General features: G+C 65.7%; 16 protein-coding genes, 1 other RNA gene and 1 pseudogene. 9 read left to right on the forward strand and 9 right to left on the reverse strand.

The genetic code is table 11. The features are described 5' to 3' along the window. Positions 1–4 precede the first annotated feature (4 nt). Positions 5–348: a transfer-messenger RNA gene (ssrA, locus tag V2I30_RS05625) on the reverse strand. A gap of 26 nt (positions 349–374) precedes the next feature. Continuing rightward, a complete protein-coding gene (mscL, locus tag V2I30_RS05630; RefSeq protein WP_330661101.1) occupies positions 375–899 on the reverse strand; it encodes a large conductance mechanosensitive channel protein MscL in 525 nt (174 codons plus the stop codon). 151 nt (positions 900–1050) lie between these two features. On the opposite strand from mscL, the gene V2I30_RS05635 reads away from it, so the two are divergent. From V2I30_RS05635 to V2I30_RS05655, 5 genes are read left to right on the forward strand one after another with little or no spacing between them, the layout of a single operon-like run. Next, on the forward strand, positions 1051–1653 hold the full coding sequence (locus tag V2I30_RS05635; RefSeq protein ID WP_330661102.1) for a LemA family protein: 603 nt from the start codon (positions 1051–1053) through the stop codon (positions 1651–1653). A 5-nt stretch (positions 1654–1658) separates the two neighbouring features. Next, positions 1659–2519, forward strand: a complete 861-nt coding sequence (locus V2I30_RS05640) for a TPM domain-containing protein (protein WP_330661103.1) — start codon at positions 1659–1661, stop codon at positions 2517–2519. A gap of 3 nt (positions 2520–2522) precedes the next feature. Continuing rightward, positions 2523–3197, forward strand: coding sequence for a TPM domain-containing protein (locus tag V2I30_RS05645; RefSeq protein WP_330661104.1), 675 nt, complete (start codon positions 2523–2525; stop codon positions 3195–3197). 37 nt (positions 3198–3234) lie between these two features. After that, complete coding sequence (locus V2I30_RS05650; RefSeq protein ID WP_330661105.1) at positions 3235–3801, forward strand: NUDIX hydrolase; 567 nt, start codon at positions 3235–3237, stop codon at positions 3799–3801. Beyond that, the gene (locus V2I30_RS05655) at positions 3798–4580 is read left to right on the forward strand and encodes an SDR family oxidoreductase (RefSeq protein ID WP_330661106.1); all 783 of its coding nucleotides are present in this window, start codon (positions 3798–3800) and stop codon (positions 4578–4580) included. The genes V2I30_RS05650 and V2I30_RS05655 overlap by 4 nt, the downstream gene beginning before the upstream one ends. Positions 4581–4686: 106 nt before the next feature. Here the strand turns inward: V2I30_RS05655 and V2I30_RS05660 are convergent, their stop codons facing one another. From V2I30_RS05660 to V2I30_RS05675, 4 genes are read right to left on the reverse strand one after another with little or no spacing between them, the layout of a single operon-like run. Then, on the reverse strand, positions 4687–4899 hold the full coding sequence (locus tag V2I30_RS05660; protein WP_330661107.1) for a PspC domain-containing protein: 213 nt from the start codon (positions 4897–4899) through the stop codon (positions 4687–4689). Further along, positions 4896–5042: a hypothetical protein gene (locus V2I30_RS05665; protein WP_330661108.1), complete on the reverse strand. Its 147-nt coding sequence runs from the start codon at positions 5040–5042 to the stop codon at positions 4896–4898. Before V2I30_RS05665 ends, V2I30_RS05660 begins: the two co-directional genes overlap by 4 nt. A gap of 28 nt (positions 5043–5070) precedes the next feature. After that, complete coding sequence (locus tag V2I30_RS05670) at positions 5071–5181, reverse strand: enoyl-CoA hydratase (protein WP_330661109.1); 111 nt, start codon at positions 5179–5181, stop codon at positions 5071–5073. A gap of 39 nt (positions 5182–5220) precedes the next feature. Beyond that, on the reverse strand, positions 5221–5331 hold the full coding sequence (locus V2I30_RS05675; protein ID WP_330661110.1) for an enoyl-CoA hydratase: 111 nt from the start codon (positions 5329–5331) through the stop codon (positions 5221–5223). A gap of 235 nt (positions 5332–5566) precedes the next feature. Here V2I30_RS05675 and recF point away from each other — a divergent pair, with 235 nt between their 5' ends. Beyond that, positions 5567–6655: a DNA replication/repair protein RecF gene (gene recF, locus V2I30_RS05680; RefSeq protein ID WP_330661116.1), complete on the forward strand. Its 1089-nt coding sequence runs from the start codon at positions 5567–5569 to the stop codon at positions 6653–6655. Between the two features lie 83 nt (positions 6656–6738). Here recF and V2I30_RS05685 read toward each other — a convergent pair whose 3' ends face one another. Next, positions 6739–7494, reverse strand: coding sequence for an arylesterase (locus V2I30_RS05685; RefSeq protein ID WP_330661111.1), 756 nt, complete (start codon positions 7492–7494; stop codon positions 6739–6741). A gap of 147 nt (positions 7495–7641) precedes the next feature. Here V2I30_RS05685 and V2I30_RS05690 point away from each other — a divergent pair, with 147 nt between their 5' ends. Together V2I30_RS05690 and V2I30_RS05695 are read left to right on the forward strand one after the other, a co-directional pair. After that, positions 7642–8343 (forward strand): ABC transporter ATP-binding protein, encoded by a 702-nt coding sequence (locus tag V2I30_RS05690; RefSeq protein ID WP_330661117.1) that lies wholly within the window; start codon positions 7642–7644, stop codon positions 8341–8343. Further along, positions 8340–10886 (forward strand): ABC transporter permease, encoded by a 2547-nt coding sequence (locus V2I30_RS05695; protein WP_330661112.1) that lies wholly within the window; start codon positions 8340–8342, stop codon positions 10884–10886. Before V2I30_RS05690 ends, V2I30_RS05695 begins: the two co-directional genes overlap by 4 nt. Before the next feature lie 19 nt (positions 10887–10905). Here V2I30_RS05695 and V2I30_RS05700 read toward each other — a convergent pair. Both V2I30_RS05700 and V2I30_RS05705 read right to left on the reverse strand, forming a co-directional pair. Then, positions 10906–11291 (reverse strand): annotated as a pseudogene (locus V2I30_RS05700) (DUF805 domain-containing protein). Between the two features lie 157 nt (positions 11292–11448). Further along, entirely contained in the window at positions 11449–14124 is a 2676-nt protein-coding gene (locus tag V2I30_RS05705) for a TonB-dependent receptor (protein WP_330661114.1), read from the reverse strand. Positions 14125–14455: 331 nt separating this feature from the next. Here V2I30_RS05705 and V2I30_RS05710 point away from each other — a divergent pair. After that, positions 14456–14881, forward strand: a 426-nt coding sequence (locus V2I30_RS05710) for a GTP-binding protein (RefSeq protein WP_330661115.1), incomplete at its 3' end; no start/stop codon positions are given.

The following is a 14881-nucleotide window of genomic DNA, read 5'->3' on the forward strand; positions in this document are numbered from 1 at the left end:
CCCCGGAATCCGCTTCTGTTGCCCGGTGGGTCCAACCGCGCATTGGCTTTGTAAGATCAGGCCGTTAGGCCGTCAGGTTACGCAGCGATTGCGAGTGCTTCGTTATCGTTGGCACTTGTGTGTTTTGAACAGTTTTACGGGGTCTTCAGCCCGAGCAAAAACAACGCTTTTCAGCCCACGTCGATCCTGGTTCGGCCCCGTCAGGAATGGCGGAATACCGCCGTTTCTGGTGGAGCCGCCGGGTACTGCCCCCGGGTCCGTTGCGCCTATTGCACGCTGCAATTTATCGCCATAGTCGAATTGCTTCGACACCGCCCATATAGCGATCAATTGCTGAAAGGGAAGTGAATGCGGGCCTATAGAGCCGCGCAGGCTCAGCTGGCCGCGGGCGCCGGCCCTCCCGCGGAACCACCTGCTGCCCCGCCCTTATTACCGCCATCGCTGCGCAATTCGGCGAGGATCTTCTTCAGCACGTCGAGTTGCGGATCGGTCGTCACCGCGTCGGTTGTGGCCGACTCCTCGGTTTCGCTGGCCAGTTCCTGGACCTCGTCGATCACGCGGTTGACCGTGCGCAGCAGCATGAACAGCGCAAACGCGATAATGAGGAAATTGACCAGTTGGGTTAGGAACTCACCATAGCCGATCATGGCCACGCCCGCCTCTTTCAACTCGGCATAGTTGGTGAGCGCCCCATCATAGCCTTCCGGCACCGAGCCCAGCCGCCAGAAATAGTTGGAAAAGTCGACATCGCCGAACACCCAGCCGATCAGCGGCATGATGATGCTCTCGGTCAGCGAGGTCACGATCTTGCCGAAAGCGGCGCCGATCACCACCCCGATCGCAAGATCGAGAACATTGCCGCGGGCGATGAACTTGCGGAATTCGGCGACGAAATTCATGTATTTCCTCCATTGTCTCGTGGCTTGCGAGGACGCTATGCACGCATGCCGCCGGCTTGAAAGCCCCGTATGGTGTGCTATATCCGCAATACAGATGCGCGCCGAGCCCGAAAGCCGGGCGAGGCGTGCCGGTTTGGAGGAACCTAAACACATGAATTTGCGCAATATCGGGCGCGCCGTCGTGGTCGCCGCCATTTCGCTGACGCTGGCCGCCTGCGGCATCAACACCGTCCCCGCCGCCGAGGAAGAGGCCAAGGCCAAGTGGGCCGATGTCGAGGCGCAGTTCCAGCGCCGCTCGAACCTCATCCCCAACCTCGTCGAAATCGCGCAAGGCGCCGCCGAAAGCGAGCGCTCGATCCTGACCGAAGTCACCGATGCCCGCGCCCGCGCAACCGGCATCAATATCACCGCCGACGACTTGACCGACGAAGCGGCGATGGAGGAATTCGCCGCCGCGCAGAGCCAGCTCGGACAGGGTCTGGGCCGCCTGCTCGCCAGTTTCGAGGCCTATCCGCAGATCCAGTCGAACCAGAACTTCCTGGCGTTGCAAAGCCAGCTCGAAGGCACGGAAAATCGCATCGCCGTCGCCATTCGCGACTACAACGAGGCGGTGCGCGCCTATAACACGACGATCCGCACCTTCCCCGATACGATCGGCGCGAACATCATCCACGGCGCAGAGCCGATGGCGCCCTACAGCGCAGTCACCGAAGGGGCCGAGGTCGCGCCCGAGATCGACCTGACCTCAAGCTAACCCGCATGCTTCGCGCCCTGTTCCTGATGCTGGCCGGCGTTTTCGCGGCGCTGGCCATGCCGCTTGCGGCACAGCCGGAAATTCCGGCGCTGACGGGGCGCGTGGTCGATAATGCCGATATCATCCCCCCCGCTGTCGAAGCGCAGCTGACCGCGCGGCTCGAAGCGCTCGAGACTCAGTCGCAGCGCCAGCTTGTGGTGGCGACCGTGCCCGATCTTCAGGGCTACGACATTGCGGATTACGGCTATCAGCTCGGGCGCGAATGGGGCATCGGGGATGCGGAGCGCAATGACGGCGCGCTCCTGCTGGTCGCGCCCAATGAGCGGCAGGTGCGGATCGAGGTCGGCTACGGGCTCGAAGGCTATCTCACCGACGCGCTCTCCTCGCTCATCATCCAAAACGAGATCCTCCCGCGCTTTCGCGATGGCGACATGGCGGGCGGGATCGTCGCGGGCACCGAGGCGATCGTCACCCAGCTTCAGCTTCCTCCCGACCAGGCCGCCGAAGTCGCGCGCGAGGCGACCGAAGCCCGCCAGAGCGACGGCGGTTTTCCCTTCGGCGCGCTGATCTGGCTCGGCTTCATCTTCTTCTTTTTCCTGCTCCCGCTGCTGCGCGGTTCGCGGCGACGGCGGCGCTACCGCTCCAAGGGCAAAGGCCCCTGGGGCAAACGTGGCGGCGATCGGGGGAGCGATCTTGGCGACGTCGCCTCGAACATTATCCTGTGGGAGATCGGCAGCGCGATCGCGCGCGGCGCCATGTCCGGCGGGGGCGGCGGAGGAGGCGGTGGCTTCGGCGGTGGTTTCGGTGGCGGCTTCGGTGGCGGCGGCGGCTCCTTTGGCGGCGGCGGCGCGTCGGGCGGCTGGTAGGACATGGTCTATCTCACCGAGGAACAGCATCGCATCGTCTCGGACGCGGTCGGCGAAGCCGAACAGGCGACGTCGGGTGAGATCGTCACCGTGCTCGCCGATCGTTCCGACGGCTACACCGATGTCGCCCTGTGGTGGTCGCTCGCCGCGAGTTTTACGGCGATGAGCCTGTTCGCCGCCCTGCCCCGGCCTTTCCTCGATCTGTGGGACCGCCTTATCGGCGGGTGGAGCCACGAATGGACCACCGGCGAAATCGCCAGCATGACCATCGCGCTCGGGCTTCTGACCTTCGTGCTCGCGCTCGCAGTCCAGCAGTTCCAGCCCTTGAAATTCGCACTGATCCCCGCCCCGGTGAAGACCGCGCGCGCACACGAGGCGGCGATCCGCCACTTCAAGGTCGGCGCCGAACGCCGCACCCATGGTCGCACTGGAGTGCTCATCTACCTCGCGATGCGCGAACATCGCGCCGAGATCGTCGCCGACGACAGCATCGCGGAGAAGGTCGAGGCCGAGGTCTGGGGCGAAGCGATGGGCGACATGCTCGCCCATATCAAACGCGGCGAGATCGCCGAGGGCATGGCCGCGGGCGTGCGTGATGTCGGCTTCGTCCTGGCGCAGCATTTCCCGCGCGGCAGCGAGGATGAAAACCAGCTTCCCGACCGGCTGATCGAGGTTTGAGGTTGCGGTCGATCTCTTGTCCTGTTCGGAGCACAGCTTGAACAAAGACCCCGACGCCGACCTGCCCGAGGAGATCCGCTGGCAAGGCAAGTTCATCGCCGCCAAAACGCGTGGCCGCTGGGAATATGTCGGGCGCACGCGCGGCATTCGCGCCGCCGCGATCATCGCGATCGACGAGGATGCCGATGGCACCCGCTATGTCATCCTCGTCAGCCAGTACCGCGTGCCGCTCGGCCGGGTCTGCCTCGAAATTCCCGCGGGACTGGTGGGCGACGACGAGGGCAGCGAGAACGAAAGCGCGGTCGCGGCCGCCACGCGCGAGCTCGAGGAGGAGACGGGCTATACCGCCGACCGGCTCGAGACATTGGGCGATTTCTATTCTTCGCCCGGCCTCGTGTCGGAAAGTTTCACGCTGCTGAAAGCCACCGGCCTCACCCGCACGGGCGAAGGCGGTGGCACCGACAGCGAGGACATCACCGTGCACCGCGTGCCGCTTGCCGAGCTCGCCAGTTTCGTCGCAAGCTGGCGCGAGACTGGCCACGGCGTCGATGTGCGGATAGCGATGCTCCTCACACCGGGCTTCTTGGGAGAAGAGACGACATGACGAAACGCTGCGAAGGCAAACTAGCGCTGGTGACGGGTGCGGCGCAGGGACTGGGACGCGCGCACGCGATCCGCCTCGCGCAGGAAGGCGCGCGGGTGCTCGCGACCGACATCAATGGCGAAGGCGCAGCCGAAACGGCCGAGATCGTCAATTCCGAACAAGGCGAAGGCACCGCCTTCGCAATCGCGCACGACGTGACCGATCCCGCGGCCTGGGACGCCGCCATCGAGGCTGCGCACGAACAACTGGGCGGACTCAACGTGCTGGTCAACAATGCCGGGATCGGCGTCGGCGGCAATATCGAGACCTGCACTTTCGAAGACTGGCAACGCTGTTTCGACATCAACATCAATTCGATCTTCCACGGCTGCCAAAAGGCGCTGCCGCTGATGCGCGAGCATGCGCCCGGATCGATCATCAACATCTCCAGCATCGCCGGCCTGATCGCGAGCGACACCATGCCGGCCTACAATTCTTCGAAGGCGGCGGTGTGGATGCTGTCCAAGTCGATCGCGCTGCATTGTGCGAAGAACAATATGCAGATCCGCTGCAATTCAGTGCACCCGACCTTCGTCGACACGCCGATCCTCGACGGGACGGCGAAGAACCACAATCTGGAAAAAGACGTGCTGATGGAAAAGCTTGCGCGGCAGATCCCGCTGAAATTCGTCGGCGAACCCAACGATATCGCGAACGCTGTGGTTTATCTCGCGAGCGATGAGAGCCGCTTCATGACGGGCGCGGAGATCAAGCTCGATGGCGGGATCAGCGCGATGTAGTTTCTCGCAAAGTAAAAGGGGCCTCGAAGGCCCCTTCCCGGTATGTTCAGATCGGTGCGCAGCTGCCCGAAAAACCGGGGAACCGCTTTATCATCTAGCTGCGCATTCAATCGGCGATCAGGGCGATCGCGAGGTAGATCAGGATCGGAAAGCCGATACCCAGAAGGGTGCAGACGACAAATCCGAGCCGCCAGATCAGCGCATCGACACCCGACCAGTTCGCAAGGCCCGCGCAGACGCCGAAGAGCTTGCCGTCGCGCTTGTCCAGACGGAACCCCTTTTGCGGCGGGCCTCCGCTACCGCGGGTGATCCTGTTCATGCCAGCACTCCGACGAGGAGGTCGCCTGCGCCGGGGCTGGCCGGGACGATGGCGGTGGCCATCAGCGCGATCGTGATGATCAGCGCGCCGGCGGCGGCGAAGGCGCGGATCGCGGTGCTGGAGGGATCGAAGAACGAGTGCATTTTCAAATATCCTTTGCGGGAATGGTGATCAGGCGATCGCGGGGCTGCCGGGAATGATCGCGTAGGCGAAGACGCTAGCCGACAGGACCACCGAGAAAGCGGCGGCGAAGAGGCGGTTGGCGAGGTCGGAGTTGAACATGGGTCTGGTGTTCCTTCGGGGTTGAGCGTGCCTGTTCGACTAGGCGAGCGAGGGGGTTGCAGGGACGATGGCGTAGGCGAGCATCGTGGCCGAAACGACCAGCGAGAAGGCGGCGGCGGCGAAGCGGTTCGAGAGGGTGGTAGCGGTCATTTGTAAGTCTCCTTTGGTGTGATCCGGGACCGTCCCGGTTACGCCAACAGCTTTGCAGGAGGTGTGCCAAACTCGAAAATTGTCGGAAAACCGGGGTTTCAGCGGTGGGCCCAATTGAACGTCTTGTTCATCAATCCGAAAGGTTGGCGCAAAATGCCATAAGTTGGGATCGGGCATGATGCTCGCCATTTTCGTGGCAATCCCGCGCATCCCTGCTACCTGCATGGGCCCCGCCATGGCCCTTGCGAAGATCACACTTGCGAGTTTTCGCAATCACCTGGCGAGCGAGCTCGGCGAAACGGCGCATTTCAACCTGCTCGTGGGGGAAAACGGCGCGGGGAAGACCAATGTCCTGGAGGCGCTGTCGCTGCTGAGCCCGGGCCGGGGCCTGCGCCGCGCCCCGCTTGCGCAGCTGGCTCACCGCGCGGATCCCGCCGCGCCGCCGGGCGCTTTCGCGATCGGGGCGAACCTGGTCGAACAGGGCCAGGTCTCCGCGCGGCTCGGCACCTATACCCTCCCCGACGCGCCCACCCGCCGCCTGGTACGCATCAATGGCGCGGAGGCCAGCGCTGCCGATTTGAGCGAATGGCATGCGGTCTCGTGGTTGACCCCGGCGATGGACGGGCTGTTCACCGACAGCGCGGGCGCGCGGCGGCGCTTCGTCGATCGCATGGCGCTGGCGATCGATCCCGCCCATGCGCGCTCGGTGACGCGGCTCGAAGGTGCCTTGCGTGAACGTAATCGCCTGCTAGAGCTAGGCGCGGAAGCGCGATGGCTCGATGCCGTCGAGGCGCAGGCGGGCGAGCACGGCGCCAGCGTGGCTGCGACCCGCGCGCAGCTGGTGGCGATGCTGTCCGACGAGCTGTCCGCCCTTCCCGCCCAGCCCTTTGCCCGCCCCGCATTGACCTATCGCCCGGGCGGGCCTCTCGATGCCGACGAGCTGCGCGGCGCCCTCGCCCGCGCGCGCCCGCGCGACCGGGCGGCGGGCCGCGCGCTCACCGGGCCACATCGCGACGAACTGGAGGTCGTGATGGCGGGCACCGGCCAGCCCGCCGCCTCGTGCTCGACCGGCGAGCAGAAGGCGATGCTGATCGCGATCACACTCGCCCATGCCGGACTGGCGGCTCGCGGGCGGCCAAGCGTGCTGCTCCTCGACGAGGTCGCCGCGCATCTCGATCCGGTGCGGCGCGAGGCTCTGTTCGAGCGGCTGCGGGCGGGCGCCGCGCAGGTGTGGATGACCGGCACCGAGCGCGCGCCTTTCGCCGCCATCGAGAAGGAGGCGGCGATCTGGCGTGTCAGCGGGGGGAGTGTGGAGCCTTTATGAGTCCTGCGCGAAGGCAAGGACCTGTTAGAGCCCGCGCAGTCACGGGCCTCCAGGAGTCTCCCGCCGTCGCGGGAGCTCGCACTTTAGCTGTCAGCGGCCTCGGCAGGTTCCGGCTGCGCCGGCCGACGCTCGCGTTCCGGCAATTCCGCCGCGACGGCATCGACCGTCGATTGCACCAGCGCCTCGACCCCTTCCGCGGTCGGGTGGATGCGATCGTCGAGGAATAGCTCAGGCCGCTGGTAGATATCCTCGAGCCAGAACGGGATCAGCGCGGTGTCGTAATCCTCGGCAAGCTCCGAATAGAGCGCATCGAACTCTTGCTGGTATTCCGGCCCGTAATTGGGCGGCGCGCGCATCCCCATGATCAGCACCGGAATGTCGCGGCCGCGCAAGGTGCGCAGCATTTCCTCGAAATTGGCGCGGGTTTCCTCAGGCGAAATGCCGCGCAGAAGATCGTTGCCGCCCAGTTCGAGGATGAACAGGTCGGGCTCTTCTTCGAGCGATTCGAGCACATACAGCAGCCGGTCGCGCCCCGCCGCGCTGGTATCGCCCGAAACGCCGGCATCGACCACCCGCGCATCGATCCCGCGGAAGCGCAGCGCGGCTTCGAGCTTTTCGGGATAGCCCTCGTCCTCGGCCAGATTGTAGCCGGCGAACAGGCTGTCGCCGAAGGCCACGATCAGCAACTCATCGCTCATGACGGGGATTGCCGCTTCATCGAGCGTATCGTCGGCGGCGGGTTCCTCGATCTCGGCCTCCGCTCCGCAGGCCGCCAGCAACAGCGCCAGCCCCGCCAGCCACCCCGCCGCAAGGCGCGAGACGCCGCTGCGTCCACTCAATTCCCGTATTCGTATCTGCAAGACGCCCATGACGATCTGCGAACCTTCTTCTAAACACTTGTTTGCAAGTTCGCTCTATCCCATCTCTTCCCCGTGACAAACCCCGCCGACGCTCCCGCCCGATCCGTTCCCGATGCGAAGCCCGCGCTGGCGATCCATGTCCGCGACCTGTCGCTGACGCTGGGTTCGGCCAGCGCACCGGTGGAGATTCTTAAGGGCATCGATCTCGACATCGCGCATGGCGAAGTGGTCGCGCTGCTCGGGCCGTCGGGTTCGGGCAAAAGCTCGCTGATGGCGGTGCTTTCCGGGCTCGAACGCGCGAGCGGCGGGTCGCTGACCGTCGCGGGGCAGGACTTTGCGCGGCTCGACGAGGACGGGCTGGCCGCCGCGCGGCGCGGACGGATCGGGATCGTGCTGCAGGCCTTTCACCTGCTGCCGACCATGACCGCGGCGGAGAATGTCGCGACGCCGATGGAACTTGCCGGCGCCCGCGATGCGAGCGAGCGCGCCGTCGCCGAGCTCGCGGCGGTGGGCCTCGGCCACCGCACCGATCACTATCCAACGCAGCTTTCGGGCGGCGAGCAACAGCGCGTCGCCATCGCCCGCGCCATCGCGCCCGGCCCCGCGCTGATCTTCGCCGACGAGCCGACCGGCAATCTCGACGTCGCCACCGGAGAGGAGATCGTCGACCTGCTGTTCGCCCGCCGCGCCGAGACCGGGGCGACGCTGCTCATCATCACCCATGATCCGAAACTCGCCGCGCGCTGCGAACGGGTGCTGACCATGGCGGATGGCGTGATCGTTTCGGACGGGTCCGGCGCGCGCGGCGTCAGGGAAGCAGCGGAGTGATCGAGGACGGCGCAAGGCGCGGTCTGGGCTGGGGCGAAGCCTGGCGGATCGCGCGGCGCGATCTCAACGGGCGGTTCAAGGGGCTGCGCCTCCTGCTCGTCTGTATCTTTCTCGGCACCGCGGCGCTCGCCGCGATCGGCACGCTGACCGCCTCGATCGAGCGCGAATTGCAAAGCTCGGGCAGGGTGCTGCTGGGCGGCGATCTCGAGGTCGAGGTCTGGCAGCGCGACCTTTCCGAGGACGAACTGGACGCGCTTTCGGAATATGGCCGCGTCTCGGGCGGTTACCGAATGCAGGCGATGGCGACCACGCCGGATGCCGCCGCCCCGGTCGAACTGAAGGCGGTCGATGAAAACTGGCCGCTTTTCGGCACCTTCACCCTCGCCGACGGCACCGCGCCCGGCGCGCCGACCGCGAACGACGCCTATTTGGCGCAAGGGGCGCTCGACCGGCTCGACATCCAGGTGGGCGATGAATTCCGCGTCGGCACCACGACCCTCAACGCCGCCGGCGTGATCGAGACCGAACCCGATCGCCTGTCCGAAGGCTTCCAGCTCGGCCCCACCGTGCTGGTGGCGCAGGAGGTGCCGGGCGCCGCCGGATTGATCCAGCCCGGCTCGCTCTATCAGAGCAAATACCGCGTCGCCTTCGCCGAAGATACGCGCGATCCCGAGGGCGTCGAGGAGGCGCTGACCGAGGCTTTCCCGACCGCCGGCTTCGATTTCCGCACTCGCGACCGCGCCTCGCCCGGCGCCGACCGGTTCGTCGGGCGGATGAGCGATTTCCTGACGCTGGTCGGGCTCGCCGCGCTGGTGATTGCGGGGATCGGGATTGCCGGCGGGGTCTCCTCCTACCTCGATCAGCGCCGCGCCAGCATTGCGACGCTTAAAGTGCTGGGCGCGTCCTCGCGCGACATCGTGCGCATCTACGCGCTGCAGATCGCGGCGGCGGCATTGCTCGGCAGCGCGCTGGGGCTGACCGCGGGCGTGCTGGTAACGCCGCTGCTGGGCGCGGCCTTGCAAGGTCTGCTGCCGGTCGAAAGCGGGTTCGTGATCGAGCCCGCGCCGCTGCTGCTGGCGGGCGCCTATGGCCTGCTCGTCGCCTTCGCCTTCGCCGCCGCGCCCCTGCTGCGCGCCCGCGCCTTTCCGGCGATGGCGCTGATGCGCAGCCGCATCGTGCCGCTGGCGCGCGATCGCCGCGCGCTCGCCGCGACCGGTGCCGGGCTCGCCGCGATCTGCGCGCTGGCGCTGTTCACCACCGGGCAGACCCTTCTCACCGCCGGCTTCCTCGCCGGAGCGGGCGCCGCGCTGGTCGCGCTTGCAGGACTGGGCCTCGCGCTCCAATATGCCGCGCGCAAACTCCCGCGTCCGTCCAACCCGCTGCTGCGCTCGGCGCTTGCCAACATCCACCGTCCGGGCGCGCCGACCAGCGCGCTCGTCACCGCGCTCGGTTTCGGCCTCGCCGCCTTCGTGCTGCTCGCCGCGGTCCAGAGCGCGATCGGCGGTAATATCGAAAGCCGCGTGCCGCGCGAGGCGCCCGACTATTTCGTGATCGACGTGCCGCCCGAACGCGAGACGGAGTTTCGCGAACTGGTCACCGAGCCCTTCCCCGATGCGCAGATCAACGCCGTTCCCACCCTGCGCGGCGCGATCCTCGCTTACGGACCCGAGGGCGACATGCAGCGCGTCGCCGATCTCGAAGAAATTCCCGAAGGCGCCTGGGTGCTCAATGGCGAGCGCGGCATCACCTATGCCGACGCTCCGCCCACCGGCAGCCGCGTGGTCGAAGGCACATGGTGGAACCCGCTGCATGAGGGCGAAGGGCTGGTCTCGATCGACCGCGAATTCGCCGACGCGGTCGGTTTGGAGGTCGGCGACATGCTGACCGTCGGCATCCTCGGCTCCGAGCGGGACGTGCGGATCGCGAATTTGCGCGAAATCGACTGGGAGACGATGGGCTTCAACTTCACGCTCGTCTTCTCGCGCAACGCCATTTCCGATGCGCCGCACAAGCTCGCCGCGACGATCGAGCTGCCCGCCGCCGCCGACACCGAGGCGCGCGCGCAGCTGCTGCGTGATCTGGTCCAGGCCTTTCCCTCGAGCTCTGTCGTCGAAGTCGGCGAAGTGCTGGTCCAGGCGCGCACGCTGCTCGAACAGGTCGGGCTCGCGACACTGGCCGCCGCCGCGGTGGCGGTGCTGGCGGGGATCGCGGTGCTGATGGGCGCAATCGCCGCGGCGCGCGCGGCGCGGACCTACGACACCGTGGTGCTGCGCGTCATGGGGGCGAGCCGGCGACAGATCCTGGGGCTTCAGCTTGCCGAATACAGCCTGATTGCCGCCGCGCTTGCGTTGGTGGCGCTGGCGCTGGGATCCGGGCTGGCCTGGGTCATCATCACTCAGCTGTTCGAGTTCGACTGGCTGCCCGATTGGGGCGTCGTGCTTGCAGTGCTCGGGCTGGGGCTCGCGACGGTGCTGGCATTTGCCATCGGCGGATCGCTGCCGCTGCTGCGCGCCAAACCGGCGCAGGCGCTGCGCGAATTGTAACCCGGCGCCTGAGCGTTCGTCAGGTCGCGCGCGCCGGCACGCCGGCCTTGGGATCGGGACCGAAGCGGTTCGGCCCGTCGGTTCCGGGAAGCAGCATGAAGACCAGCACGATCAGCCCGCCGATGATAGGTATGAAGCCGAGCAGCACTAGCCAGCCCGTCTTGTCCTGATCGTGGAAGCGGCGCACCTGGACTGCGAGGCCCGGAACGATCAGCGCGAGACCCAGCAGGCTGGTGAGCGGTCCGTAGGTGCCGAAGACCAATCGATCGAGCCCCAGCGCCATCTCGACAAGAGCGAGAATTACGGCGACGATTATGACGCCGAGCACGAACATCCAATTTCTTTGCGGCGCGAACGCCCCTCGAAATCGGCATAGCGCCGCAGCGGCATCAACATCCAGTCCATCGCGAATCCCCCTAGTCAAAGGCGTGCCTGATCGTCCTAAAGCACCACGCTATGGCCGCACGCACAAGGGGCGCGGGGTCGATTGTCGCACCCATACAAGGGTAAGGGCCCCGCCATTGCTGGCGGGGCCCTTTCTCGTTCGGCAATCGCGTTCCGCTCAGAAACGGTAGCGCACGACGCCGCCATAGGTGCGCGGTGGGCTGGGATAGCCGCTGACCGTGCCGGCCTGCGCCACCCCGTCGAAGACCGTCAGGATATACTGATCGTCGAACAGGTTGCGGACGAAGGCGCCGACTTCCAGTCCGCTGTTGAGCGCCAGCGTGGTCGAAGCGTTGACGAGGTGCACCTCGCGCTCGAAGATGCGGCTATTGCCCAACGCGGTGTTGAATGTCGGCAGGCCGTTGTTGATGTCGACCTCGGATTCGTAATTGTAATCCGCGCGCGTGATGAGGCGGGTGCCGCTGTCCCATTCATGCGTGTAGGTCACCGACGTCGCGACCGTATAGGCCGGAATGCCGCCCGGCCGCACGCCGGTGAGATCGCCCAGGATGCTGCCGGTGAAATCGTCGAACAGCGGATCGAGATGGGTCATCGCGAAAGTCACGACGAAGCCCGGCGAAACTTCGGCATTGGCGTCGATCTCGAAGCCGCGCACCGACTGCGTGCCTGCATTGCGCAGGGCAAAACCGGTGCCGGTGAAGGCGAAGCTCTGGAAGCCGTCGATTGACTGGTCGAAAATGGCGAGGTTGACGCCAAAATTGTCGAGCTGAGCCTTGAGGCCGACTTCGATAACCTCGGTTTCTTCAGGCCCGGCGAAACGCGAACCTGTCGTCAAATTGGGCACGGCAAGGCCGGCATTGAGGATCGCGGAAGGCGGCGCCAAGATCGTCGATCCGCGCGGCCCCGGAACGAAATCGGCGTTCAGCGGACGGCTGTCGCGCGAGAGATTGATCGAGCTCGCCTTGAAGCCGGTGGCGTAGCTTGCATAGAGATTGACCTCGTCGATCATCTGCCAGGCGACGCGCGCGAGATAGGTGAACTTGTCGTCGCGCGTGCGCCCGTCCTCGATCGCGTTGGGCACGTCGAGGAAAGGCGGCTGGAACTGGAACGGAGCGAGGCCGAGAAGCGCGTTCTGGTCCGGGTCCTGTGCCGCGGCGGCAATGCCCGCGAAGATCGGCGCTGTGTTCGGATCGCCGGCGAAGCCCGAAATGACGTCCGGCGTCACCGCGCCCGGAGCGATCTGCAACGCCTGCGCAATACCGCCGACGATGAAGGCGTCGACGAGATTGATATTGGCGAGCGGGTCGAAGCTCGTCTGCGAAACCGCGAAGTCCTTGCTGTCGTCGGTGTAGTTGCCGCCCAGCGTGAAGACGAGGCCGTCGACCGGCTCGAAATCGATCGTGCCGAAGATCGACCACGCCTCGTTGTCGAAGCCGAACACCTCGTCGGTCAGCAGCGGGGTTGTGAAGATCGATTCCTGCGGCAGACCGAGACCCTGCTCGACGCCGTTGAAAAGGCTCGGCTGGCCGGTGATGACGGCGACCGGATCCGCGCCGGCGAGGATCTCGAAGAAGTCGCGGATCTGCGTGCCGTTGACGACGCCGCTTTCCTGCTCGATCGACTCGTCGAAATAGAAGCCGCCGAGGAGGAAGTTCAGCGGACCGTCGAAATCGGAGGTGATCCGCAGTTCCTGGGTGAAGGTGTCCACGGACTGATCGCGGAACTCCCTGGCGACATCGAGGCTGGTGTAGTCGATGTCGGAAACGAACTCGTTCTTCAGCTCGCGATAGGCGGTGATCGAGGTGAAGGTCAGCGGGCCGGTTTCCCAGTCGACCTGGACCGAGCCGCCGTAATTGTCGACCTCGTTTTCCGGCACGATGTTGAGGAAGCTTTCATATTCGAAGAATTCCGACGGCGGACTGAATTCGCCGCCGAGCGCGGTGATCGCTCCCGCCGCAGGACCGGCCACGAGCGTGCCGACTTGGCAGCACACTTCGTCGATGCGCGAATAGTCGCCGATCGCGCGGATCGAGATGTCCGGGGTGGGTTCGATCAAGAGCTGGCCGCGCGCGGTCCAGCGGTTGCGATCGTTGATGTCTTCGTCGAGATTGACGATCTCGGCATAGCCGTCGCGGCGCTGATAGCTGCCGTCGATCGAGAAAGCGATCGTGTCGGTGATCGGCCCGGTGACGTCTCCGCGCAGGAAAACCTGGTCGAAATTGCCGTAGACCGCCTCGGCGCTGCCGCCGAATTCGAATTGCGGCTCGCGGGTAATGACCGAGATGACGCCGGCCGAGGCGTTCTTGCCGAACAGCGTCGATTGCGGCCCGTTCAGCACCTCGATCCGCTGGACGTTGGCAAGGTCGTTCAATGCCGAGGCCGAACGCGAACGGAACACACCGTCGATGAAGACGCCGACCGAGGGCTCGATGCCGAAATTGTTGTCGCCATTGCCGAAGCCGCGAATGATGAAGGTCGAGGCGGACGAGGTCTGCAGCTGGCTGACCCGCAGCGAAGGCGTGACCGTCTGGAGGTCGAGGACGTCGCGGATCTGCGCCTGTTCGAGGGTCTCGCCGCTGGTCACGCTGACCGAGATCGGCGTTTCCTGGAGCGTCTGTTCGCGCTTGGAAGCGGTGACGATGATGACGTTGCTGTCGCCCTCATCGCCGGCTTCGAGGACAAGCTCGTCGGCGTCGTCGGAATCGACCTCGCCATCCTGGGCGAGCGCCATCGAGGGCAGGCCGAAAGCGAGGCCGGCAGCGCCGGCGAGCAGTGCGACCCGAAAGGACCCGGCACGAAGCGACCCGGCAGGGCCGGAAACAGTTGAACGCATGGAAAATGTTCTCCTCATATCCCTCGCGTAGCCGGTGATTTTCCAGTGGTGCGCTTATCGAGCGCGAGGCCCCGGCCTATCCGCGATTGCGGCGCCTCATAACCGTGCGGCTGACCCCGGACAAGCCGCGATGGCGTGCGCGGCCGTGCATGACAGACGCGATGTTGCAAGCTCGTCACACCTGCTTTCACGGGGAGCTTGGCTGCGAAAGTGGCCAGTTTGCCACGGCCGGGCGACGGGGGTTCGCGGGCAATAGACCCTTGTTGCGGCGCAGCATTGCGGTTAGGGGGCGCTTCACCTTCCTCCCTGCTAAAATCTGAAGAGACCCATCATGTCGCGCGACCTGCGTAATATCGCGATCATCGCCCACGTCGACCATGGCAAGACCACGCTCGTCGACCAGCTGTTCCGCCAGTCGGGCACCTTCCGCGAGAACCAGCGCGTGGAAGAGCGCGCGATGGATTCAGGCGACCTCGAAAAAGAGCGCGGGATCACGATCCTCGCCAAATGCACCAGCGTAGAATGGGAGCATGACGGCAAGACCACCCGCATCAACATCGTCGACACGCCCGGCCACGCCGATTTCGGCGCCGAGGTGGAGCGCATCCTCAGCATGATCGACGGCGTCATCCTGCTGGTCGACAGCGCGGAAGGCGCGATGCCGCAGACCAAGTTCGTCACCGGCAAGGCGCTGGCGCTCGGTCTGAAGCCCATCGTGGTGGTGAACAAGATCGACCGACCCGATGGCCGTCCGCAG

Origin of the sequence: Erythrobacter sp., from assembly GCF_036351135.1 — a bacterium.
Taxonomy (GTDB): domain Bacteria; phylum Pseudomonadota; class Alphaproteobacteria; order Sphingomonadales; family Sphingomonadaceae; genus Erythrobacter.

What these genes read in the sequence shown, in the direction of transcription:
- mscL (WP_330661101.1), bottom strand. Translation starts at nt 899, where the DNA reads ATGAATTTCGTCGCCGAATTCCGCAAGTTCATCGCCCGCGGCAATGTT.
- V2I30_RS05635 (WP_330661102.1), top strand. Translation starts at nt 1,051, where the DNA reads ATGAATTTGCGCAATATCGGGCGCGCCGTCGTGGTCGCCGCCATTTCG.
- V2I30_RS05640 (WP_330661103.1), top strand. Translation starts at nt 1,659, where the DNA reads ATGCTTCGCGCCCTGTTCCTGATGCTGGCCGGCGTTTTCGCGGCGCTG.
- V2I30_RS05645 (WP_330661104.1), top strand. Translation starts at nt 2,523, where the DNA reads ATGGTCTATCTCACCGAGGAACAGCATCGCATCGTCTCGGACGCGGTC.
- V2I30_RS05655 (WP_330661106.1), top strand. Translation starts at nt 3,798, where the DNA reads ATGACGAAACGCTGCGAAGGCAAACTAGCGCTGGTGACGGGTGCGGCG.
- V2I30_RS05660 (WP_330661107.1), bottom strand. Translation starts at nt 4,899, where the DNA reads ATGAACAGGATCACCCGCGGTAGCGGAGGCCCGCCGCAAAAGGGGTTC.
- V2I30_RS05665 (WP_330661108.1), bottom strand. Translation starts at nt 5,042, where the DNA reads ATGCACTCGTTCTTCGATCCCTCCAGCACCGCGATCCGCGCCTTCGCC.
- V2I30_RS05670 (WP_330661109.1), bottom strand. Translation starts at nt 5,181, where the DNA reads ATGTTCAACTCCGACCTCGCCAACCGCCTCTTCGCCGCCGCTTTCTCG.
- V2I30_RS05675 (WP_330661110.1), bottom strand. Translation starts at nt 5,331, where the DNA reads ATGACCGCTACCACCCTCTCGAACCGCTTCGCCGCCGCCGCCTTCTCG.
- recF (WP_330661116.1), top strand. Translation starts at nt 5,567, where the DNA reads ATGGCCCTTGCGAAGATCACACTTGCGAGTTTTCGCAATCACCTGGCG.
- V2I30_RS05705 (WP_330661114.1), bottom strand. Translation starts at nt 14,124, where the DNA reads ATGCGTTCAACTGTTTCCGGCCCTGCCGGGTCGCTTCGTGCCGGGTCC.